The sequence below is a fragment of the Phocaeicola sartorii JCM 17136 = DSM 21941 genome (genome assembly GCF_054653615.1).
In genome coordinates, this window is record NZ_BAAIFW010000005.1 from 1,896,118 (window position 1) to 1,917,219 (window position 21,102).

Annotated in this window: 20 protein-coding genes and 1 pseudogene; 8 read left to right on the plus strand and 13 right to left on the minus strand. The window is 37.7% G+C overall.

Going from position 1 to position 21,102, the window contains the following annotated elements; genetic code table 11:
* Positions 1-82: 82 nt before the first annotated feature.
* Positions 83-1,433 (plus strand): annotated as a pseudogene (locus ACYQ0C_RS07975) (MATE family efflux transporter).
* 28 nt (positions 1,434-1,461) lie between these two features.
* Entirely contained in the window at positions 1,462-2,274 is an 813-nt protein-coding gene (locus ACYQ0C_RS07980; RefSeq protein WP_016276254.1) for a helix-turn-helix domain-containing protein, read from the plus strand.
* Between the two features lie 47 nt (positions 2,275-2,321).
* Here ACYQ0C_RS07980 and ACYQ0C_RS07985 read toward each other — a convergent pair whose 3' ends face one another.
* The 7 genes from ACYQ0C_RS07985 to ACYQ0C_RS08015 form a co-directional block, all read right to left on the minus strand.
* Positions 2,322-3,167, minus strand: coding sequence for an RteC domain-containing protein (locus tag ACYQ0C_RS07985; protein ID WP_016276255.1), 846 nt, complete (start codon positions 3,165-3,167; stop codon positions 2,322-2,324).
* A gap of 21 nt (positions 3,168-3,188) precedes the next feature.
* On the minus strand, positions 3,189-3,860 hold the full coding sequence (locus ACYQ0C_RS07990) for a zinc ribbon domain-containing protein (protein WP_016276256.1): 672 nt from the start codon (positions 3,858-3,860) through the stop codon (positions 3,189-3,191).
* A 242-nt stretch (positions 3,861-4,102) separates the two neighbouring features.
* Positions 4,103-4,708, minus strand: a complete 606-nt coding sequence (locus ACYQ0C_RS07995) for a hypothetical protein (protein WP_016276258.1) — start codon at positions 4,706-4,708, stop codon at positions 4,103-4,105.
* Complete coding sequence (locus tag ACYQ0C_RS08000) at positions 4,705-5,853, minus strand: GyrI-like domain-containing protein (RefSeq protein WP_016276259.1); 1,149 nt, start codon at positions 5,851-5,853, stop codon at positions 4,705-4,707. The genes ACYQ0C_RS07995 and ACYQ0C_RS08000 overlap by 4 nt, the downstream gene beginning before the upstream one ends.
* A 118-nt stretch (positions 5,854-5,971) precedes the next feature.
* Positions 5,972-6,595, minus strand: a complete 624-nt coding sequence (locus ACYQ0C_RS08005; RefSeq protein ID WP_016276260.1) for a CatA-like O-acetyltransferase, family 2 — start codon at positions 6,593-6,595, stop codon at positions 5,972-5,974.
* Positions 6,596-6,675: 80 nt separating this feature from the next.
* Positions 6,676-7,497, minus strand: coding sequence for a helix-turn-helix domain-containing protein (locus ACYQ0C_RS08010; protein ID WP_016276261.1), 822 nt, complete (start codon positions 7,495-7,497; stop codon positions 6,676-6,678).
* A gap of 1 nt (position 7,498) precedes the next feature.
* A complete protein-coding gene (locus ACYQ0C_RS08015) occupies positions 7,499-8,614 on the minus strand; it encodes a hypothetical protein (protein ID WP_008664991.1) in 1,116 nt (371 codons plus the stop codon).
* An 831-nt stretch (positions 8,615-9,445) separates the two neighbouring features.
* Between ACYQ0C_RS08015 and ACYQ0C_RS08020 the strand changes: the two genes are divergently transcribed.
* From ACYQ0C_RS08020 to ACYQ0C_RS08030, 3 genes are all read left to right on the plus strand, one after another.
* Positions 9,446-9,679, plus strand: a complete 234-nt coding sequence (locus ACYQ0C_RS08020) for an integrase core domain-containing protein (protein WP_128824967.1) — start codon at positions 9,446-9,448, stop codon at positions 9,677-9,679.
* Positions 9,680-10,906: 1,227 nt separating this feature from the next.
* Complete coding sequence (locus ACYQ0C_RS08025) at positions 10,907-11,470, plus strand: Crp/Fnr family transcriptional regulator (RefSeq protein ID WP_016276262.1); 564 nt, start codon at positions 10,907-10,909, stop codon at positions 11,468-11,470.
* Positions 11,471-11,585: 115 nt separating this feature from the next.
* Positions 11,586-12,737, plus strand: coding sequence for an acyltransferase family protein (locus tag ACYQ0C_RS08030; RefSeq protein WP_016276263.1), 1,152 nt, complete (start codon positions 11,586-11,588; stop codon positions 12,735-12,737).
* A gap of 2 nt (positions 12,738-12,739) precedes the next feature.
* Here the strand turns inward: ACYQ0C_RS08030 and ACYQ0C_RS08035 are convergent, their stop codons facing one another.
* Both ACYQ0C_RS08035 and ACYQ0C_RS08040 read right to left on the minus strand, forming a co-directional pair.
* On the minus strand, positions 12,740-13,171 hold the full coding sequence (locus ACYQ0C_RS08035; protein WP_016276264.1) for a Fur family transcriptional regulator: 432 nt from the start codon (positions 13,169-13,171) through the stop codon (positions 12,740-12,742).
* Positions 13,172-13,179: 8 nt separating this feature from the next.
* Positions 13,180-14,895, minus strand: coding sequence for a heavy metal translocating P-type ATPase (locus ACYQ0C_RS08040; RefSeq protein ID WP_016276265.1), 1,716 nt, complete (start codon positions 14,893-14,895; stop codon positions 13,180-13,182).
* Between the two features lie 155 nt (positions 14,896-15,050).
* Between ACYQ0C_RS08040 and ACYQ0C_RS08045 the strand changes: the two genes are divergently transcribed.
* Positions 15,051-15,809, plus strand: coding sequence for an SDR family oxidoreductase (locus ACYQ0C_RS08045; RefSeq protein WP_016276266.1), 759 nt, complete (start codon positions 15,051-15,053; stop codon positions 15,807-15,809).
* A gap of 91 nt (positions 15,810-15,900) precedes the next feature.
* On the opposite strand, the gene ACYQ0C_RS08050 is transcribed toward ACYQ0C_RS08045, so the two are convergent.
* The 4 genes from ACYQ0C_RS08050 to ACYQ0C_RS08065 form a co-directional block, all read right to left on the minus strand.
* On the minus strand, positions 15,901-16,149 hold the full coding sequence (locus tag ACYQ0C_RS08050; protein ID WP_016276267.1) for a cyclomaltodextrinase C-terminal domain-containing protein: 249 nt from the start codon (positions 16,147-16,149) through the stop codon (positions 15,901-15,903).
* 486 nt (positions 16,150-16,635) lie between these two features.
* The gene (locus ACYQ0C_RS08055; protein ID WP_016276268.1) at positions 16,636-17,730 is read right to left on the minus strand and encodes an OmpA family protein; all 1,095 of its coding nucleotides are present in this window, start codon (positions 17,728-17,730) and stop codon (positions 16,636-16,638) included.
* Positions 17,731-17,784: 54 nt separating this feature from the next.
* A complete protein-coding gene (locus ACYQ0C_RS08060) occupies positions 17,785-18,633 on the minus strand; it encodes a DUF3869 domain-containing protein (RefSeq protein ID WP_016276269.1) in 849 nt (282 codons plus the stop codon).
* Between the two features lie 10 nt (positions 18,634-18,643).
* A complete protein-coding gene (locus ACYQ0C_RS08065; protein WP_016276270.1) occupies positions 18,644-19,882 on the minus strand; it encodes a hypothetical protein in 1,239 nt (412 codons plus the stop codon).
* Positions 19,883-20,087: 205 nt separating this feature from the next.
* On the opposite strand from ACYQ0C_RS08065, the gene ruvX reads away from it, so the two are divergent.
* Positions 20,088-20,507, plus strand: coding sequence for a Holliday junction resolvase RuvX (gene ruvX, locus ACYQ0C_RS08070; RefSeq protein WP_016276271.1), 420 nt, complete (start codon positions 20,088-20,090; stop codon positions 20,505-20,507).
* A 22-nt stretch (positions 20,508-20,529) separates the two neighbouring features.
* Positions 20,530-21,084: a peptide deformylase gene (gene def, locus ACYQ0C_RS08075; protein WP_016276272.1), complete on the plus strand. Its 555-nt coding sequence runs from the start codon at positions 20,530-20,532 to the stop codon at positions 21,082-21,084.
* Positions 21,085-21,102 lie beyond the last annotated feature (18 nt).

Below are 21,102 nucleotides of genomic sequence, written 5' to 3' on the forward strand. Positions count from 1 at the left end.
ATCATATAAAAACACCCATGTCGTTTTTATACAATTTAATAAGAACCAAGTAAAGTAACTTTGCCGGATAAATGAAATGAGTATGAATATTACCTATACATCAATTTATAAAACCAGTTTGCCTGTATTGGTTAGTTTATTAATGGAATACTTGATTGGTTTTACTGATACAGCCTATTTAGGAAGAGTTGGAGAAACCGAATTGGCTGCATCAGCTATAGCTGGTACTTATTACATGATTATATACATGATTGGATTTGGGTTCAGCATAGGAGCGCAAATCTTAATAGCCCAATGTAATGGAAACCGACAGTATAAAGAAGTAGGAAAAATTCTCTCACAAGGAATATTGTTTTTGTTAATAATCGCGGCAATGGTAATATTGTTTTCTTCTATAATTTCACCAATTATATTAAAAACAATTATAGACTCCGAGTCTGTACTCCAAACAGTTTTGCAATATCTTGACTGGAGAATCTATGGTTTCTTTTTTTCTTTTACAATTATCATGTTTAGAGCCTTTTATATCGGAATAATACATACCTCCGCATTAATGCTCAATTCCATAACTATGGTAGCAATTAATATTATTCTAAATTATATCTTAATATTCGGGGCATTAGGTATTCCCGCACAAGGAATTTCCGGAGCAGCCATAGCATCTGTCATTTCCGAAGCTGTAGCAGTAATCCATTTTATCATATATACCCAAAAGAATATAAATCCTTGCAGATATGGATTTAAAAAACGAATTACTGTAGATTGCACAATCTTAAAAAAGATATTATCTATTTCTATTTGGATGATGTTACAACATGGATTAGTATTTGGCAGTTGGTTCGTTTTCTTTATTACAATAGAACATTTTGGAGAGAGGTCATTAGCGATTACGAATATCGTGAGAAATATTTCGTCTTTTCTCTTCCTTTTCGTACAAGCATTTGCATCTGTTGTCAGTTCTTTGGTCGGAAATCTCATCGGAGAGGACAAAAGTAACTCTATCCTATATGTATGTAAAAAAGTAATATTCTTATGTTACATAACTATTTTGCCGATAATTATACTGTTCGTGCTTTTCTCTTCATACATTTTACGAATTTATAGTGACAATGCAGCATTGGTGTTTGAAGCTATCCCCACGTTAAAGGTCATGCTTACTTCTTACCTGATTGCAGTACCTACATTTGTATTTTTCAGTGTGGTTTCGGGAATAGGGCATGCTGTTGCTTCTTTATCGATAGCATTTATATCCTTAGTCATTTACATAATGTATGTGGAAGCTATTGGTCATTTTAGTTCAAGTGTTCCGCTATTGTGGACATCGGAGCATGTTTACTTTTCATGCGTGTTTATACTTTCTCTTTATCACATTCACCATTGGAGAATGAACCTTTATCAATCAAGGCAAAAAATTAATCACTGATTTTTCTTAGAATCAGAGTTAATAATTATCTTTGTTATATGTATAAAGAATATTCTCCATGTAACATATTAGCTCCTTTTATCTATCACTTTTGGGAATACAAAGGAGAAACAAGAAGTGGATTGAAATTTAACATTCCACCTCATGGTTGTTCTGACTTTGTTTTCACAGGGGGTAGCGCCGCAGATTCTATTAGAAATGGACTGATAATGAAACCTTATCATTCCTATTTCTTTGGACCGATGAATACATTTACAGAATTGGTCGCTCGCACAAATTTCATTCATATCATAGGTGTACGCTTTCGCCCATGTGGACTTTTTCGGTTCATAGAGATTCCACTAAATGAATTGGTAAATCAAGGATTGGATAGCCAAGAATTTCCGGCTATTTTTAGTCAATCTTTCATATATAAACTCTGTGAATCCAATCAAAATCCGATTGATACTATTGAACATGAATTGGTTAGATATGTGTACAAAAATAATATGGACACAGAAAAGCAAATATCTTATGCTGTTTCCTTGATTAGCAGACAGAAAGGTGTTGTTTCTATTAAGGAATTGGCAACAGAAGTATGCTTATGCCTACGACAATTTGAGCGCAAATTTAAATTTTATACAGGTTATTCTCCCAAAGAATATAGTCGAATTATTAAGTTTTGGAACGCTATTCACCTTTTAAAATCCAACATTTCATTCGATAACCTTTTGTCTGTTGCTATCCAAGCGGGATATTATGATACACCGCATCTATATAGAGAAGTAAAAAGGTTGTCAGGCAATACACCTAATGCCTTTCTTTCACTTCCAACAAACGAAAAAGTAGAAGTGTTGCATTTTGAATTATAGAAATAACAGTAACAATGTTTTTTGTAACTGTTAGTCATGCAGACATTTCACTTCATATCATCCTCATTCATCCGCTTAACAAGATTATCTATCAGATGATGAAGATATGCCGTCCGGTCTTTTCTCTCTTTCATGGCTATGTATGAAGCGTAATAATCCCCTAAATCAATATGGAATATCGTACTAAGGAAATTCATTATTTCTTTTATTTCCACGTTGCCATTGTTGATGTCACCCGAAGATACAAGAGAATACCCCAGTTCAATAAGATATGCCTTTTTACCCGTGAATCGGAACGGATATTTGAAGCATCTTTGTAGATTGTCCTCTATCTGATTGTTACTTTCCAGTTTTACTAATCTTTTATTTAGATAGATGCGCAGCATTTCATTGGCGATAATCTTAGCTACCTTATAATCATATCCTGTTGAGAAATTGGGGTCTTTATCGAATTGTGCGCTATCGGTACATAAACGCAAATCCGCTTTGCCCCGAACAAAATAATATTCATCGTACATAGTTGAACGTGAACGGTAGTATTGGTAAAAGTCCAAATTACGATTGAAGAAATAAGTCAGATTATCCAGTTCTCGATTGATGTAATTTCTAATCACTTCATTGCTACCATTGGGGCATTGTGTTTCTATCCGATAAATCTTGTAGAAGAATAATAACCGGGCAAGTATTTCCGGTTTCTGTGTCTTAAAGAATAGTATTTCATCCTCTTTGTTTGGAAATACATAGGTTTGAACTTTAATTCTCAAATCATAAAGAACCGTCTGTAGCCGATGTACCATTGACAAAGAAGTTTCGATAATATCATAGCCGTAGAGGTCGATTTCTGATATATCGACCTCTATTTGCTCTAATATCTTATCTACTTCTTCTTTCACGCTTTTTATAATAAAACTATATTATAGCACTATACGTTCAAATTTCCTGTCTATCCACAAGGTTGCTTCTTCTGTGTGAAAACAAAGTATGCAATAATCAGGGTCATTTATACCCAGTGGAAAATAGTGCAGCATATAGTCTTGCCAAAAGTTCTGACGGGTTTCTGCATCAGTCTGTATTTCTACTTTTCCGGTTAAAGTAATGCTGTCTGCTTCGTGAACAAAACAAACCCCGGCTTTTGTGTTTTGTCTGATGTGTTTTACCTTTTCTGTGGATAAACCAGTTGTCATCCATAAAATTGATATACCAGTATGGCGCAATATGTCAATAGCTACCGGACGTGGATAACCATTTTCACTGACAGTGGAAAGTATAATATAGCCACATTGCTCAAGTACCCATTCTGCCTGTTTTTTGATAGGCATCCAACGTTTGAGTGTAGGTAAGAATTTGTGTAACCCTTCGGCTGCTTCTTCTTTGGTGAAATGTGTCCCTGACGCTTTATTGAATGCGTTTAGACTTTCAGGTTGAATGTTTAATTCAATTTGTTCCTCTAAAGAACTGTTCGTAAAGAACCCTTTTTGAAAACAATGGTAACAATATTCGGTACACAAACATCCGTTACCGTGAGTTCCTAACAAATCATCAGTGGGCATAGACATACCACAGCTTTGGCAAATTCTCTGTTTCATATTTACGACTTATTTTTCTAATGTTATTGATGCTGCTGTTTTTAATGAAATAGCAAAATTACCACTATCCACATCTGTCCTATTGTATAAAAACGACTTTATGGCGATATATATTAGTGTCACATCCTCGGCTTGTGGGACAACAAGAAAAGAATTTGGCGTACAACCTGAAAGCCTTTTTATTTTTTCGTGACAAATGTGGAACCTCATAATATATCCGGTTCTACTTCTTTTTCATTCAGTTACTGTTCTTTTGATATATAAGGAGGATAATCATCTTTAGACAACCTTTTTTCCAATGTGTCAGGGGATATATCCCAAAGCGTTGGCAAATATTCAAATACGACTTTCCCGTTATCAAGATAAAAACGAACTTTAGAATTGAAAGCGACAGGTTTATATTTATCTTCTCCTATGGGATTATCTCTATATAACAACTGATTTTCTTGCCATTTCAGCTCTTTCCCGTCAAAAGTCACATCAAATATTCCGTAAACTACGGCTTCCATTGTGGAATCTTGAACTGTTGTTGAAACACAGCGCATATAACCTGTGATTTGCTTTGTGCTTTTTCGCATTGCCAATTCATAACAAAACACGCTCGTTCCTGTATAATCTTTGGCTATAGTGGTTCTTGCTCCTTTATCATCCAAATTGTAAACCAATTCTTGGGTAACAGTTGTCATGTCGAACTTGAAACCGTTTCCCGTTGTCACTAAATTTGAGAATGTCATTTTGTCGTTATATACGCCTTCTAAATTTCCGTTCTCTAATTTATAGACTGCACCAGTAAGCAATGTTTTACCAATGATGTTTTCTTTTAAAAATTGAATTATTTCGTCTTTCATTTTATCTTTTGTTTTACTTCAATAGGTAAATAGATTTCCGTTACCAATTCTTCCATGCTTGCTTTATCGGGAGTATTGGTATATATTTCAAAAGTCATTTGTTCCCTTAAACGATACTTGCTATTAGGCAACCAATCAAGATAAATATCCCGATAAATTCTATTTAATTCATGGTATCTTCCTTTTATATTGAATACCGAATATAGACCTGTTTGTATGTTTAGAACACTGAAACCTTTAGGAATTTCCATTGAATAGGGAACAGTTATACCAATCAAAAATCGGCATTTATCTATTTCCGTAATATCAATGCTATCCAAACTGATACTAACGTATTTGAAGCCTTTATCTGTCAGATTGTATTTCTTGGCAAATTCCATTATTTGCTTCCATAAAGTAGAATATGCTTGCTTATTTCTATGTGTTCGCTCAAATTTCAAATATGCAACTTTAATTTCTTTAATCCTCTTTATTGAATACTCCAGTTGTTTTATAATCCTGTTTTCATAAGCAACATTTGAATATGCTTTTCTGAAAGCAGGAATAGACATCTGAAAATGCTTCTTAAATGCCCTTGATAAAGTATGTTTGTTTTGAAAATTTATCTGTTCAAGTAGTTCCGATACCCTTGTATTCGTTGAAATAAGTTTGAAAGCAATATATTCTAACCTTAGCCGCTGAATATAATCACCGACATTCTCTCCAACAACATCTTTGAATACTCTCCGGAAGTGATACATAGACATACAAGCTACATGAGATAAATTGTCACAATTTAAGTCCTCAAATAAATGCCTGTTGATATATTCTTGAACATTCATTATAAGGTCATAGTGTATATGGGCAGTGTTTATCTTTTGCTTCCACCGCTTTAGATTGGGTAACCTGTCGGATAACACATTTCTCAATTCCTCGCTTTTGTAATTCGTACCAGCAATTTGATTATAAGAATCGGGGAAAAGTCCCCAAAGATAAATGAGGTACTCCATTGAGAAATTAAAAAGATATTTGCCGGAGTTCAAACAACAAGAACAAAATTCCTGATTGAGTGTATCATCAGAATTTGTTCCATATTCTGAAATATCCTCAATGTCTAATGGCATACCGCAACTTTGGCAATATTTGGTTTCTATGTCTGTTTCCATTGCTGTTTCTATTATTGAGAGCAAAGTTACTCAATCTGTTACGAAATCAGTTACCCTAAATAGTCATTTTTGAAATAAGCTGCAAAATCGTAACCTGTGTATATCATTTATAGCAAACTTACTTATACTGCAAATTGTCAATTGCTCTCTGAATCCCGTCCAAAAAGCGGGAAGCGTGCGCCCCGTCCATTTGCGTGTGGTGGAACTGGAAAGAAACGGTGAGCGTCGTTTTCATCAGGCGACGTTTGTATTTGCCCCAAATAAGAAACGGATTATTAAAAATGCCGCTATACATCCCGACAGCCCCGTCTATTTCATATTGTGCCAAGGCGGAAGTTCCGATAACCATGCTTTCCGTCAAGTCGTGATTGACGCAACTTTCAGCCACTTGTTTGGTTAGATGCAGATAGTGTTGATTAAATAAAGATAAATCATCACAGAAAGGAACATCACACGAACTTACCTCGCCCTTTCTGTTGGCGACAATGGTGTTTACTGCAATGGTATCGTACTGCATCAGTTTGTCGTTTACGGGCAGCAGATAAAATTCTTTCACGCTCCTTGCGGCTTTGCCGATGCACCAGCACATCAACATATTAAACTTCATGCCCGATTTCCGACTGATTTTCACAAGGCGTGACACGTTGAGTGTCTTAAAGAACGTCACCATTGGCATAGGTGCGTTCATCCACATTTCAAAGGCGTATGCCCGGCTGGTTTCTTGGGGATTTACTTCTTTCATACTTAATGCTATTTTCATTTAATGAATCAGACGGCAAAAGTAGGAGAAGCGTTTGAACCCGGATAGAACAAACGGGACATTTATACGGGATTGGTGAACAAATCGGAATAAGGATTTGATACTTTCAGCAAAGACACGGGCGTATATCCGCAGAACTTCTTGAAATCCCGGATAAAGTGTGACTGGTCAGCATAACCGCTGGCGTATGCTATTTGTGCCTGATTGATTTCTTTGCCCGCTTGATGCTGCATCTGCGCCAAAGCCTTTTGGAAACGGACGATACGGGCATATTCTTTAGGATTGATGCCTACAAATGAATGAAACAACCGCTCAAACTGCTTTTTGCTCAGGCAGGCAATGGAAGATAACTCGTTTACAGAGATTTGCGGAGTGATATATATTCGCTGTATGGCGGCATCTATCCTTCTGAGTCTGTATGTGGTATCAGCTAAATTATCGGCAATTTGTGACACCAGCCATTTTTCTATATAGCTTATGCAAATGGAATTATTCTCACAGTCGAATATTCGTGTAGTCAGTTCATTCAAACTTTTGTTTTCAAGGCTGTAACCGGACACTTCTTGATTATAAAAAAGTGAAGTCGGTATGTTCAGAAACATACTCATAGCGTGAGGGTGGAATACAACCACTATCATTTCTGTATTGCCGTCAGCATACAAATGGGATGAAAAATTAACTTGTCCGCTGACAGTCAGTTTGTCTTGTGTAACATTCAGTTCAGGGATATATAACGGTGCTTGCTTATGGAAAATGATTTGAGGGCAACCGATAGGATAAGTAAAGGCATCCAGCAGTCGATTGCTCTTGAATACCCAATAATACCTGACGTAAGGTTGCAGTAACTTACAAGGTTTGTAAAACTTGAACTCATCTTGAATCATTTTACAAATCTTTATCACTAATTGAGTCTAATATATTTTTCATGCGCTTGCTCACATTTTCCAATATATCAGTGTATTTATTGTAATTTCCATGTATATTATTGACTTGTCGACATATCTTTTTCTTGTTTTTTATCCAGACCTTATTTAATAGGTCTATATATATTTGATACTCGTTTTCCGGATGTAAATATTGAACTTCTTCCATTAGATAGGAACATCTATTACTATTTATAGGATGGTTATTAGGAGTCGGAATCAAATTTGCCTCTTCTAACCAAGAATAAATAAGAAAAAAGAAAATAGGTGCAAAAAGTAATAACATCTGATTTTTATCTGTTAGGTAAATATGATACAATACGTGTACTGCAAAAATATCAGCCACAATTTCTTCATCATTTTTCATTTTATTTCTAATATTAGGAGAAGGTTTTTTGCTGAAAGGCCATACGAGTTCTTCTATACTATCAATATAAGCATGTCCCATTTCATGAAGAATTATAAATATTTCAATTCCTGATAACAGAGACTCGTCTTCAGGGATTAGATTAAAAAAGCTAAATGCTTTTGCATGATTATTAGTAAGTAGTCCAATTGTCGTTCTTCTAAATTGTCGATGCATTCTCCATCTAATTATATTCCATAAATTGGAATTAGTTTGTTGCTCTATTATAAAAGGCTGCAAACATCTGCAAAAGACATGCGCAAAATAACAAGTTCCCGATGTAATAGAAATTCGTTTATCCATACCAAACCATGATGCATAATCTGCATTTACAATACTCCATCCTGAAACATCATTAATTCCATCTATTGGAATGATAATTTTCAAGCTATCCAATGTTTTGCAAATAATGTTATATTCTTCATCTAATATTGTTTGATAATGAGGTAAAGGTAATATCTTTTTAAAATAGTAATATAAACAAATTTCGGTGTTAAGTTTTATTATCCAGCGAAAGAATGAATTGTTAGGAAAATGCTTTACTAAAAACAATATAACTCTATTGTGACGATAAAATAGAAACTTAAAATCCTTAATGATATTTTTTTTCAAACTTGGTTGTTGAGTTATTGCTGTAGATATTCTATTAGTAATAATATGTAATTTATTCATAAGGCTTTTCTCTTTAATTATGATATATTTGGATACAAATTTAAGATAATAATATCAAGACTAGAATATTTTGAGCATTTTTAGTGCAAGGTGCAAGTATATATCTATATATAGCTTGCACCTTGCACTAACCGCAGAATATTTATTTTCAATGATTTGCATTTATCAAAAGAAAGCCGTACCTTTGAACCGTAGTTTTAGGCAGACAACGAACAGCCAAAAGGTGACAGAAAAGCGTTATTCTTGTAACCTAAGTTGTACCCCCTAAGGCTTTGACATATTGATAACACATTGAATTTGAAAGATATGTGGGAGTAGGTTCATAACCCTCTCTCTCCGCTGGAAAGAATTGCAAAACAAAGAAAATCCCTGTAAATTAATACTTTACGGGGATTTTTTGTTTTTGGTACATAGCAAAAATAAGCATATCAAAGCATTCTTTCGGTGTACCTGATTGCCTTCAATGTTTGGTTCTTCGTCACTTTTGGGGCAACCTATTTACCTGCATCCCTTTATTTATTGGCAATCCGAACATAATGGGACATGTATAGTTTTCCGTTATCAAAATTAATCTAAGCTCCTTTATTTGTCAGACTTTGAAAATGAAGTGCTGCCCTAAAAGTGACGAAGAACCCGAGTTTTGTAAAAATGCTGTCACTGCTACCACCTAACTCCTTGAAACCACTATGAACAGGGCGTTTTGGAGGGTGGTGGCAGCACTTTTTTTTATGCGCTGAAAAGGTGTGCTGCCATCACCTTTTTCTGTTCTTTCCGAATATTGATCCTTTCCGGCAGTCTTTTCGGAGCTGGAGGCAGCGGCTGTTGGTACGTATGATCTGCCTTATTCAACAGCGTGTAAACAACACTATCAAGAATGAGCTGCTGAAGGATATGGATTTCTTCTCCATAAAGGAAGTCCGGGAAGCGGTAACGTTTTATAACAACGAGCGTCCACACATGAGTCTTGATGGCATGACACCTGCCGAAGCAACCCTCTGCAAGGGAGAAATCAGAAAAATGTGGTGCAGCTACCGAGAAAAGGCTCTGAAAAACTTGATGATATAGACCGAAGTGCTTACCTTTGTCGGGTTGACAGGGTTGCCGCATGCGGCAACCCTGTCAACCCGACAAAGAAATAACTCTTGAAAGAGTCAACTGATATCATAACTAAGTATTAACTCCGTCAACCATCCTTACAAGTAAGATGAAGGAATAGTCAACCTAAAGCGTTAAACTACATTGGAACGCGTACACGGACTACAGTTTCAACCGGTTTTGTAAAGTTGGAACTACAGTTTCATCGGGTTGAAACTGTAGTTCCGTCAGGATGAAACGACGGTTCCACCGGGTTGTAACTGTGGTTTTGTTTGTATGTAACTGTAGTTTTGTCTGTCTGCAATCAGATTCCCGTTAGGCTGCGGTTGGTGTATTGTCCACTGGTGGGCTTCGTTTTGTCAGTCTGGTTCCCGGGTTCTGCGTGTCCGTACCCTCCACCTTTTTCCTGTGTGTGGTTGCCCTCCGCCTCATGTATCTTCCCCTTCCTTCGGACGTTCTGGGGTAAAAAAGAGGTAAAAGTGGTGGCAGCGGCCCTTTTCAGTGCATAAAAAAAAGTGCTGCCACTACCCTCCGGAACGCCCTGTTCATGGTGGTTTCAGAGGGTAGGGTGGTAGCAGTGGCAGCAGTTTTGCAAAACTCTGTTGTGGGTAGCGAATGGGTGCGTAAACCATCCGGTATGTACGGGATGTTCCAGATACGTATGTGATATGTTCTTTCACTAATTCAAAGGGATGTAAACGCAGGGTCTTTAGGTTCATTACGCATAACTTGCCTGACATTTGTATCTGAGTCCTTTTGTATGAACTGCCTTCCGGTACGAGAATTTCCATGAAAGGACAGGCAGGATGCGTCCGGTTTCTGTGTGTGAACCGGCACTGTCGGCTGTGTATGAGAGTATCTAATAGTTCGTTAAATCAAGTGATTCATTTGTGTCTATGCTAGTTTTTTACTACTTTTGTAAAAGTAACTAAGAGTGTAACAGGAAGAAAGTTGCAGTATATACGCGGTGAATTATTCAGTGTCATAGGAGTTGAGGCTTCAAGGATGATGCTGATAATGAGTAGGGGAAGTGAAAATTAATCACTCCTTGGTTCTCTGTGCTAATTATTGAAAATCAATGATTTATAGAATTAACGCCCAGCTTTACACTAAAGAATGTAAAGCCGGGTGTTTTGTTTTATTTGACGTTTAATTTTTCTATAGAAACTATATAGGTCTTAAATTACTTGTTGCTTTATGACGAATATTATAGATAACATCATTTCTTTGTATCCGCTTTCTGAAGACACGATACAGGCGCTGAAGGAATGTATGACTTTATGCCGTTTTCCTAAGAAATATCAGTTGATAAAGGAAGGTGTATTTTGTAAATCGGCTTATTTTATTGAGAAAGGGATGACCCGTTCTTTCTGGCTGGTAAATGGAGAGGAGATAACCACTTCATTTTCATGGGAAGGAGGAATTGTTTTCAGTATGGACGAGTTGTATTATAATAAGCTGAGTGAGGAATTTGTGGAAACGCTTGAAGATGTAATTGTTTACAAGATATCATTGGCTGATTTAACCAGACTGTTTCAGACTAATATTGAATTGGCTAACTGGGGGAGGATTATTCATCAAAATGAGTACAGGCGTTTGCATCGTTCTCACAAAGAGCGGCTGACTTTGCCTGCAAAAGAAAGATATGAGGAGTTTAAACAACAGTTCCCTCAGGTGTGTCAACGGGTGAAACTGAGGTATATCGCCTCTTATTTAGGTATAACGCTTCCCACACTTAGCCGTCTCCGGGCTAATAAATAAGTGGTGTGTTGCTGAATTTTTGTCATAGGACAAATTTTAAAACCTTTAAGTTGTGTAACTTTGCGGCATTATTAGTAAAGGTTAAAAAAATAATTATTAAATCTGTTCATTTATTATGGAAAAAATCTCTTCTGCAGCATTTACAGATACAAAACCTCATTATGATCTCCTTGATGGATTGAGAGGAGTCGCTGCTCTTCTGGTAATATGGTATCATGTATTCGAAGGCTTTGCTTTTGCCAGTGCCGGTAATATCGAGACTCTCAACCACGGATATCTGGCTGTGGATTTCTTTTTTATTCTTTCGGGTTTTGTAATCGGTTATGCGTATGATGACCGTTGGGGGAAGAATTTCACGCTGAAAGACTTTTTCAAACGCCGTTTGATCCGTCTTCATCCGATGGTAATTATGGGTGCCGTTCTGGGTGCTGTGACGTTTTGTATTCAAGGGTGTGTGCAATGGGATGGAACGCATGTTGCTGTTTCCATGATTATGTTGTCTTTGCTTTGTACCATGCTTTTTATTCCTGCCATGCCGGGTGTGGGATATGAAGTTCGTGGCAATGGTGAGATGTTCCCTTTGAACGGGCCTTGCTGGTCGCTGTTTTTTGAGTATATAGGTAATATTCTTTATGCGCTGTTCATTCGTCGTTTGTCTAATAAGGCGTTGGCTGTACTGGTTGTATTGTTAGGTATGGCACTGGCGTCATTTGCTGTTTTCAATGTGTCCGGTTATGGAAACATGGGAGTGGGATGGACACTGGACGGAGTGAATTTCTTGGGTGGAACCTTGCGTATGCTTTTCCCGTTTTCGTTGGGCATGTTGATGTCGCGTAACTTCAAACCTATGAAGGTGAGGGGGGCATTCTGGATATGTACAGTTGTACTGATTGTACTGTTCTCGGTTCCTTATCTGGAAGGATTGGAGCCTGTTTGCGTGAATGGCATTTATGAGGCGTTTTGTGTAATTGTGGTTTTTCCTGCCCTCTTGTGGGTGGGGGCGTCGGGTTCCACTACGGATAAGCAATCGACAAAGATCTGTAAGTTCTTGGGAGATATATCCTATCCGGTCTATGTAGTACATTATCCGTTGATGTATTTGTTCTACGCATGGCTGATAGAGAATAAACTCTATACATTGGGAGAAACTTGGTATGTAGCTGTGGGTGTCTTTGCTTTGAGTGTCTTTCTTGCCTATCTGTGTCTGAAGCTATATGATGAACCGGTAAGAAAATGGTTAAGTAAGAAGTTTCTTGCTCCCAAATAGAATTAGGGTGTTTTTTTAGTTGACGAGCATTCCGGACACAGACCTTTCAGTACATAATTGATACTCTGCACGGTGAATCCCGGAGGGAGCGTTACGACGGGCACATGAATACTTTTCATACAGAAAGTTCGATGGCAGTTCTCACAATAAAAGTGGGTGTGGAGGTCGTCTACTTCGCAATTGCAGTCGTTGCTGCATACGGCGTATTTTAAAGCCCCTGTCCCGTCGTCAATGCCGTGAATCAGGTGATGGGCAAGGAAAAGGGTGATGGTGCGGTAGATAGTTGATTTATCTACCGTATCTAATTCGTTTTCCAAATCCAACAGTGAAAATGCCTCTTTGTGCTGCATCATGGTCTTCAGAATCAGTAGGCGTATAGCTGTCGGTTTGATTTCCCGTTGCTCCAGCCTTTTCAAATAAATTGTTTCATTCATGGATCAAATCATTTATATTTCTGTATTCTCATTGCATTAAAAATGGCGAGTAAAGCTACACCTGCATCTGCGAATATAGCTTCCCACATGGTGGCCATTCCACCGGCTCCCAATAACAATACCAACAATTTCACTCCGAATGCCATCGATATATTTTGCCATACGATGCGGTGAGTCTGTTTTCCTATTTTTATAGCTTCCGCCACTTTGCTGGGCTGGTCTGTTTGTATCACTACATCCGCAGTCTCTATAGCGGCATCACTGCCTAGGCCACCCATGGCAATTCCGACATCGCAAAGTGCTAGTGCAGGAGTGTCGTTGATGCCGTCTCCAACAAAAGCCACACGGTTCTCAGCATTTGCTTTTAATTGTTCCAGATGTGCTACTTTGCCTTCGGGCAGTAAATCGCCGAAAGCCTGTGCGACACCTATATTATCGGCTAAATTAGAAACAATTGTCTGTTTATCTCCCGATAATAATTGAATATTATCAATATTTAAGTCTTTCAGTTCGCGGATGGCTTGTATGGCATCAGGTTTGAGTGTGTCCGCCAATGAAATGTGTCCCAAATATTTGTTTTCCATCGCGCATAGCACGATTGTTTCTGTCAGGTTGCCAGTCTCACAAGGGAAAGAGATGCCGTATTTTGATAATAACCGTGTGTTTCCTACATATACTTCTTTACCCTCTGTAATGGCTTTTATTCCATATCCAGCAATTTCTGTGATTTTCAGTGACAGGTAAAGGGGGATACTTTGTTCTTCCGCATATTTGACAATAGCCCTTGCGATAGGATGATTGCTGAAACTTTCTATGGAGGCGATGAGTTGAAGCAGTTCTTTCTGTGAAACACCTTCAGCTGCCGATATGGTCCGGACACTGAACACTCCTTGGGTAAGTGTTCCGGTTTTATCGAACACTACAGTGTTTATCCGGGTAATGGCATCCAGATAATTACCTCCTTTGAAAAGAATTCCTTTGTGGGATGCGGCGCCAATGCCTCCAAAGTATCCTAATGGAATGCTGACCACTAATGCGCAAGGACATGAGATAACTAGAAATACGAGAGCCCGGTAGAACCAGTCGTCAAATATAAAGATGAATTCTGGTTGTATCATAGCGTATAAATAGGGGAGCATGACCACTAATATCGCCAATCCTGTCACTATGGGTGTATAAACCCGTGCAAAGCGGCGGATAAACAATTCGGCAGGAGCTTTTCTTTCTGCTGCATTTTGTACTAAAGTGAGGATATGTGCCAAGGCGCTTTGATCATACGGTTTGTTTACTTTGATCCGTACCACTTTGTCTGAGGCGATCATTCCTGCCAGAACTTCTTCCTGTCTGTACAGAGTTCGGGGAACACTTTCTCCGGTGAGGGCGGCTGTGTTAAATGAAGCGGAATCTTCCAGCAGCACTCCGTCTAGCGGAACTTTTTCTCCGGCTTTTATTTCGATTGTTTCACCTGGCTGTACTTGGTCTGGCGTTGTTATTTTATACTTATTATTATAAACCACAGTAGCCGTTTCGGGACGTACATCCAGTAAAGTTTTGATATTGCTGTGCGCTTTGTGTATGGCTTTGTGCTGAAGCCATTCACCGATGAGATAGAATAGGATGACAGCGATACCTTCCCAATATTCTCCCAGATAGAATGCTCCCAATATGGCTATCCCCATTAAAGTGAACTCATTAAAAACTGATTCTAATTTTATTTTTTTCATTGTCTCTTTTATTTTATGGTAACAAAGATAGCGGAAAGAAGATGCAACTAAATTGCAAATTATATTGTACCTTTACATCGGGTAAATCTTTTGACGGAGAGGAAGAATTACTCGTGTGAATTTCGGTAAGTTCTTTAATAAATAGAAATAAGTAAATGGATAAGATTGTTTTTATCACAGGAGCTTCCAGCGGTATCGGCGCCGGATGTGCCCGTAAGTTTGCTTCACAGGGAGCAAGCTTGATTTTAAATGCCCGTAATGTAGATAAACTGAATGGGTTGAAAGAAGAATTAGAAAAGCAATATGGTGTGAAAGTATATTTGCTTCCTTTTGACGTGCGTGACCGTAAAGCGGCAATGGTTGCTTTGGAATCATTGCCCGAAGAATGGCAAGCCATTGATATACTGGTAAATAACGCAGGATTAGTTATCGGTATGGATAAAGAACAGGAAGGTAGCCTGGATGAGTGGGATATTGTTATTGACACTAACATCAAGGCTTTGCTGGCAATGACACGCTTGATTGTACCGGGAATGGTGGAACGTAAACGGGGACATATCATTAATATTGGTTCTATTGCCGGAGATGCAGCTTATCCGGGAGGCAGTGTATATTGTGCCACAAAGGCTGCCGTGAAAGCTCTGTCGGATGGATTACGTATAGATCTGGTCGATACTCCGCTGAGAGTGACCAATATCAAACCGGGGTTGGTAGAAACAAATTTCTCAGTGATTCGTTTCCGGGGAGATAAGGAAAAGGCGGATAATGTATATAAAGGTATTCGTCCATTGACTGGGGATGATATTGCGGAAACGGTTTATTTTGCCGCTTCTGTACCAGAGTATATGCAGATTGCGGAAATGCTGGTTATGCCTACTTATCAGGCTACAGGGACAATCGTTTCGCGCAAATAAAGGGGGAGGAGAAAATAAATAAAGGCGGCCTTTATAAAGAACCGCCTTTATTTTTACATGCTCATTTTACCTTCTTACCTTAAAAAAACAATTATAATTCAATAATCAATGATTGACGTGCACCGATTGTCATATTCTTGGTAAGGTCAATTTTTTTGCCGCTGATAAGTTCTTTGCCGCTTTTTGAGTCATTTGTCATCATGCGGTAGTGGTCGTTTGCCACCACTTGTTCAGCATTGGTGCTGTTTAGGACAATGAGTTCAGTTTTCCCAGAATTAGTACGTGCGTACATGTATATTCCGTTTTGGGGAATATGGTACTTTACTGTTTTCTTTTCCATCTTCGTTTAATTTAGTTTGGTTTTACGGTGGCAAATTTATATGTTTTTCAGCATATTTTATATAAATAATCGTTCAAAATTCACAATAAATCACTCATTTCTTAATCTATATCAATGAAAAAAGCTGTGCCGGCATTTTGATACAATACGACTCCAAGTGTGCTTTTTTCAGTCTGAAAATAAATCGAACTCAAAAACGGACTAAAGGGATTCACTTCAAAAAGTAAGGGTTTGGGTTGCGGGAAATATATAATAGAGCTAAAGGAATATGTTCAAGATGAAGTTGGAGTTACTATAAATTGGCGGATATGAAGAGTTTTCTCCTATTTGTTGATGATGGGGCAGTATCCTTTGCCGTATTATGTAAGATTGATCGTGATAAAAAACAGCTATGTGCCGGCGTGATGGTGTGTGGGGGGAGAAAAAAAGTAGGAGAAAACTACTTTATTTTCTCCTACTTGATTATTAGAGCATGCTCTGGATCTTTTATTTTGCTTCTAAAATTACTACGCGGTTAAGATAATTCTTTCCAAACATATTGTCTGTACCACCCATAGCAACTTTTTCAAGCTGGCTTTCTTTTACGCCTTCTGCAACCAATGCATCGTAAACAGCCTGAGCACGTTTTTCAGACAAAGTCTGGTTGAATGAAGCGGATCCTGTAGCTTTATCAGCGAAACCTGCAATTTTGTACTTAGTATTAGGATTAGCTTTCATAGCTTTAGCCATCAACTGTACATTAACCATACCTTCCGGGCTGATTTTTGCTTTACCGATCTTGAAGAAGATAGCAACTTCTGCAGCGCTGGGAACTTCCTTCACTACTTCTTTTACTACTTCTTTAGGAACTTCGCGGACAACTTCCTTGATGACTTCTTTTTCTACTACACGGTCTTCAACCTTAGCAAATTTCTTGCCGCCGAAAATATAGCTTACACCAGCTGTCAACATACCTGTTCCTTCAGCTTTACGGTGGTCGCTAATGTTACCGAAAATAGAAGGAGCAATAGCGCCACGAGCTTCCACATCAATAGCCCATTTGCTGTTGATATTGAACTTCAGTCCTAAACCTGCAGAAGCACCAATGCGAGCTTTTAAGTCATCGTCACCAGTTACAGCCACTGATTGTTTTCCTGTTGTTGCATCAATTGTGTATTTGGCATTTTGTGATTTAGCAACAGAAATTGTAGGACCAATAAAACCGTATACTTCAAAGAAGCGGCTAGGATTAGCACCCGCAAATAAAGTGGACAAGTTGATCATGGCATCGATGTTACCGCCAATAAAATTTTTATTGTGTTTGTAGTATTGAACATCTTGCATACAAAGGTGTTGGGTTAATCCGTTTACTTGAGCACGTACGCCCCATGTCGGAGTAATTAATTTACCTAAAGAAATACTGAAATGAGGAGCAATCTTGTTAAACCCATCATTGTTGATAGAATGAATACCACCACCTACGCTGATAAAGATATTATCACTCCATTTCGGAGTATAGTAGTTATCTTTTGTGCTTTGTGCATTCATTGTTGCACATGCACCTGCCAAAAGTAATGACAGAGTTAAAAATTTATATTTCATTGTTCTATATTTTTTATTGTTTACTGATAATTAAACCTATTCTTTTAAACAGTATTAGTCTGCAATGATGATACCACCACCAGCATTGTCACTACCGCCGTGTGCATGTCCGTGTCCATGTCCAGCAGGTGCATGACCATGTCCGGGGATTTCTTTGTTTCCATCAGCTTTAACAGCAGTAGTTGTTTCTTCTACAATAAATGTAGCTAAAACAGTTTCATTTGCTCTAGTTTTTTGAGTAATGGTATATGTTGTTGTTTTGATAACACTCTCAACCTTAACAGCTAGTCTAGAATGAGCATAAACAGGATATTCCTTTGTGATTTTTTCTTCTTTGATAGGAATGTTGTAACTGTCTATCAATTCTTTAACTGCTTTATCAGTTGTGTTTATAGTAGATGAAACAACTTTAGAACCATTTTTTTGAGTGTAGGTGACAGGTACTTCGTACCAATAATCGCTTGGGTTGTCATAGGTATACTCTTTAGAGATAGTTTCAGTTTTAGTTGTTGACTCTCCTTCTGTGGCTTCTAAGTCTTCACTGCTATAGCTTAGAATAATGATAGCGGTTTTTGTCCAAACTTGCGCTGCTGTCAATGTAGGAATATCAACAGTTGTAGAACCTGTCAGGTTGTTGTAGGTTGCGGTAACTGTGACAGTTTGTGCAGCAATTGTTGTTCCTTCATAAGTTCCATTACCTGTACTGTAAGTAATGTTTGCACTTGTAGTAACATCTTGTCCGTTTGCAAAAACAACAGGTGTAATAATAGCTTTAGCATTAACAGGTGTTACGTCAATCTCAATGTCTTCATTGGAACATGAAGTAAACATTGTTGTAGTCAGAGCTACAACGGCTAGTGCAATCTTTGCGGTTAAGCCGTTTAAAAAATTGTTTTTTTTCATCTTAATACAATTAAAAATTTAATAATTCTGATTTAATAAAATATGGATTAAAACTATTTTTTTCCATTATGTTATCGCTAGCTTCTGCTTTAAATTCTTTATAATATCTTTGCTCATTGCCTGCATTGTAAATTGTTCCCATGTTTCGGGAGAAATTTATACGCGGCCAATAGCCTTTCCTCTTCATTTTATAGAAAGGTAACGCTATTTGAAATCTGAAGCCACCGTTTGAATTGGCATGCTCTGCTTTCATTGCGTAGAAACCGATGGAAGCATATCGGAAATGGCGTATCATTTCAAATTTAATACCTTTCTCTCCTAATAAATATTTTTCTCCTTTTACACTAAATTGTGTATTGTATTTCGACCAATAGAAATTACCTCCTACAGACCATGTTATTTTCATCTTGTCATCATAATGTAAATGAAAACCATTCCAATAGCCTACTCCTACATATCCAATTCTAACATCCATAGAGAAACGTTCATCTTTAAACGGGTGAAAAAAAGATAAATCTGCCCCCCATCTGTCAGCATTAAAATATCCCACTGCCACTTTGCCATAAATATTGTAAGGCAAACGAAATCGCTGAGATAGGGTTAAATGCCCAGGGTGAATCTTATCTTCTAAACTTCCATATCCGTCATTATATATAGGTATTTTTATCTGTCCCGTAAACTTACTTCCAGGCCATAAAGAAACCTCTACAGCTGGACTTAAGTCAAATAAAACTTGATATATTTGTGTAATAACCAAATTCTTATAAGATAGCTGCGGATATACCAATATATCTACTTTAAACAGCGAACTGTTTTTTTTCTTTTCTTTTTTCACCTTGTCCCAACTGTCACCTATATTATAACTGACTTTCCAGTCTTCACCACTTACTACGGTGGTGTCACCGGTAAGAGGCTGATAGGTTAGTGAAACCTGAGGTACATTGTAATTGGTAACAATCAGCTTGCAAGGTCTGCCTTCAGGTAATCCTATGGACTGTATGATGTCTACAGCTTTTTTGATACCTAATGCTTGAATCTTGTAAGCACTGTTCTCAACCACATAAACTCTTTCTTCAGGAGTATCTGTCCATCTTACATTTTCAAATCCCATTTTTACAAGACTGTCTGTCGTTAGTTCTCCTGTTGATTGACTGAAACTTCTTAAAGGAATCATAACAAGCAACAGTATGGCTATACAATACAACAAACATCTATATAAAACTCCTTTTGAAGAGCTCTTATTTTTCATTTTATAACAAATACTTGTTTCAATTTAACATTATGCGACCCTTACGTTAAGCCACATATTCGGTGCAAAAATAAGTACTATTTTTTAAATAGCAAATAAAATTAAACGAAATGAGTCGTTTCTTTTGAAAAAACAGTTGAAAAAGCATATTTTAATCTTTATATGTAAAATAGGTATGGAATAAATTTGTATTTTTGCAAACTATATGAGTAGAATATTAGCTATAGATTACGGTAAAAAGCGCACAGGTGTGGCTGTGACAGATGTTTTGCAGATTATTGCAAACGGGTTAACGACTGTTCCTACGCACCAACTGCTGGACTTTATTCTGAAATATGTGGAAAAAGAGCCTGTAGAACGCATTGTTGTAGGGCATCCCAAACAAATGAATAATCAGGAATCGGACAATATGCGTAATATTGTTCCATTTGTCAATCAGCTGAAGAAAAGGTTGCCGGGTATGCCGGTCGAGTTTGTTGACGAGCGATTTACGTCTGTATTGGCTCATCAGGCCATGTTGGATGGGGGCTTGAAGAAGAAAGACAGGCAGAATAAAGCTTTAGTTGATGAAATCAGTGCCACGATAATCTTACAGTCTTATTTGGAGTCGAAGAAATTTATTTAATAAATAAAACAGATTAAGAAAAATGATATTACCTATTTATGTGTATGGACAACCGGTGTTGCGCAAAGAAGCGGAAGATATTACCCCGGATTATCCTAATTTGAAAGAGTTGATTGCAAATATGTTTGAAACCATGAATCGTGCAGATGGGGTAGGCTTGGCTGCTCCGCAAATTGGTTTGCCCATTCGTGTTGTTGCTATTGATTTGGATGTGATGTCTGATGAATTGCCTGAGTTTAAGGATTTTCGTCGGGCCTATATAAATCCTCATATTTTAGAGGTCGGTGGAGAAGAGGTCAGCATGGAAGAAGGTTGCTTGAGTCTGCCCGGTATCCATGAGGCGGTGAAACGTCCGGACCGTATTCATGTGACTTATCTGGATGAAGAACTGAAAGAGCATGATGAGTGGGTGGAAGGCTATTTGGCAAGAGTGATGCAGCACGAGTTCGATCACTTGGATGGAAAGATGTTCATCGATCATTTGTCTGCATTGCGCAAACAGATGATTAAAGGAAAACTGGGTGCCATGCTGAAAGGTAAGGCTCGTTGTTCCTATAAGGTCAAGACTGTAAAATGATAACTTTGAGATTTTGAT

Excerpts from the sequence above, each read along its gene's own strand:
- ACYQ0C_RS08030 (WP_016276263.1), top strand. The coding sequence starts at position 11,586 with ATGGAAAAAATCTCTTCTGCAGCATTTACAGATACAAAACCTCATTAT.
- ACYQ0C_RS08065 (WP_016276270.1), bottom strand. The coding sequence starts at position 19,882 with ATGAAAAATAAGAGCTCTTCAAAAGGAGTTTTATATAGATGTTTGTTG.
- ACYQ0C_RS08055 (WP_016276268.1), bottom strand. The coding sequence starts at position 17,730 with ATGAAATATAAATTTTTAACTCTGTCATTACTTTTGGCAGGTGCATGT.
- ACYQ0C_RS08035 (WP_016276264.1), bottom strand. The coding sequence starts at position 13,171 with ATGAATGAAACAATTTATTTGAAAAGGCTGGAGCAACGGGAAATCAAA.
- ACYQ0C_RS07990 (WP_016276256.1), bottom strand. The coding sequence starts at position 3,860 with ATGAAACAGAGAATTTGCCAAAGCTGTGGTATGTCTATGCCCACTGAT.
- ACYQ0C_RS08015 (WP_008664991.1), bottom strand. The coding sequence starts at position 8,614 with ATGAATAAATTACATATTATTACTAATAGAATATCTACAGCAATAACT.
- ACYQ0C_RS08025 (WP_016276262.1), top strand. The coding sequence starts at position 10,907 with ATGACGAATATTATAGATAACATCATTTCTTTGTATCCGCTTTCTGAA.
- ACYQ0C_RS07995 (WP_016276258.1), bottom strand. The coding sequence starts at position 4,708 with ATGAAAGACGAAATAATTCAATTTTTAAAAGAAAACATCATTGGTAAA.
- ACYQ0C_RS07980 (WP_016276254.1), top strand. The coding sequence starts at position 1,462 with ATGTATAAAGAATATTCTCCATGTAACATATTAGCTCCTTTTATCTAT.
- ACYQ0C_RS08005 (WP_016276260.1), bottom strand. The coding sequence starts at position 6,595 with ATGAAAGAAGTAAATCCCCAAGAAACCAGCCGGGCATACGCCTTTGAA.
- ACYQ0C_RS08045 (WP_016276266.1), top strand. The coding sequence starts at position 15,051 with ATGGATAAGATTGTTTTTATCACAGGAGCTTCCAGCGGTATCGGCGCC.
- ACYQ0C_RS08000 (WP_016276259.1), bottom strand. The coding sequence starts at position 5,853 with ATGGAAACAGACATAGAAACCAAATATTGCCAAAGTTGCGGTATGCCA.
- ACYQ0C_RS08020 (WP_128824967.1), top strand. The coding sequence starts at position 9,446 with ATGATCTGCCTTATTCAACAGCGTGTAAACAACACTATCAAGAATGAG.
- ACYQ0C_RS08050 (WP_016276267.1), bottom strand. The coding sequence starts at position 16,149 with ATGGAAAAGAAAACAGTAAAGTACCATATTCCCCAAAACGGAATATAC.
- ruvX (WP_016276271.1), top strand. The coding sequence starts at position 20,088 with ATGAGTAGAATATTAGCTATAGATTACGGTAAAAAGCGCACAGGTGTG.
- ACYQ0C_RS08040 (WP_016276265.1), bottom strand. The coding sequence starts at position 14,895 with ATGAAAAAAATAAAATTAGAATCAGTTTTTAATGAGTTCACTTTAATG.
- ACYQ0C_RS08060 (WP_016276269.1), bottom strand. The coding sequence starts at position 18,633 with ATGAAAAAAAACAATTTTTTAAACGGCTTAACCGCAAAGATTGCACTA.
- ACYQ0C_RS08010 (WP_016276261.1), bottom strand. The coding sequence starts at position 7,497 with ATGATTCAAGATGAGTTCAAGTTTTACAAACCTTGTAAGTTACTGCAA.
- def (WP_016276272.1), top strand. The coding sequence starts at position 20,530 with ATGATATTACCTATTTATGTGTATGGACAACCGGTGTTGCGCAAAGAA.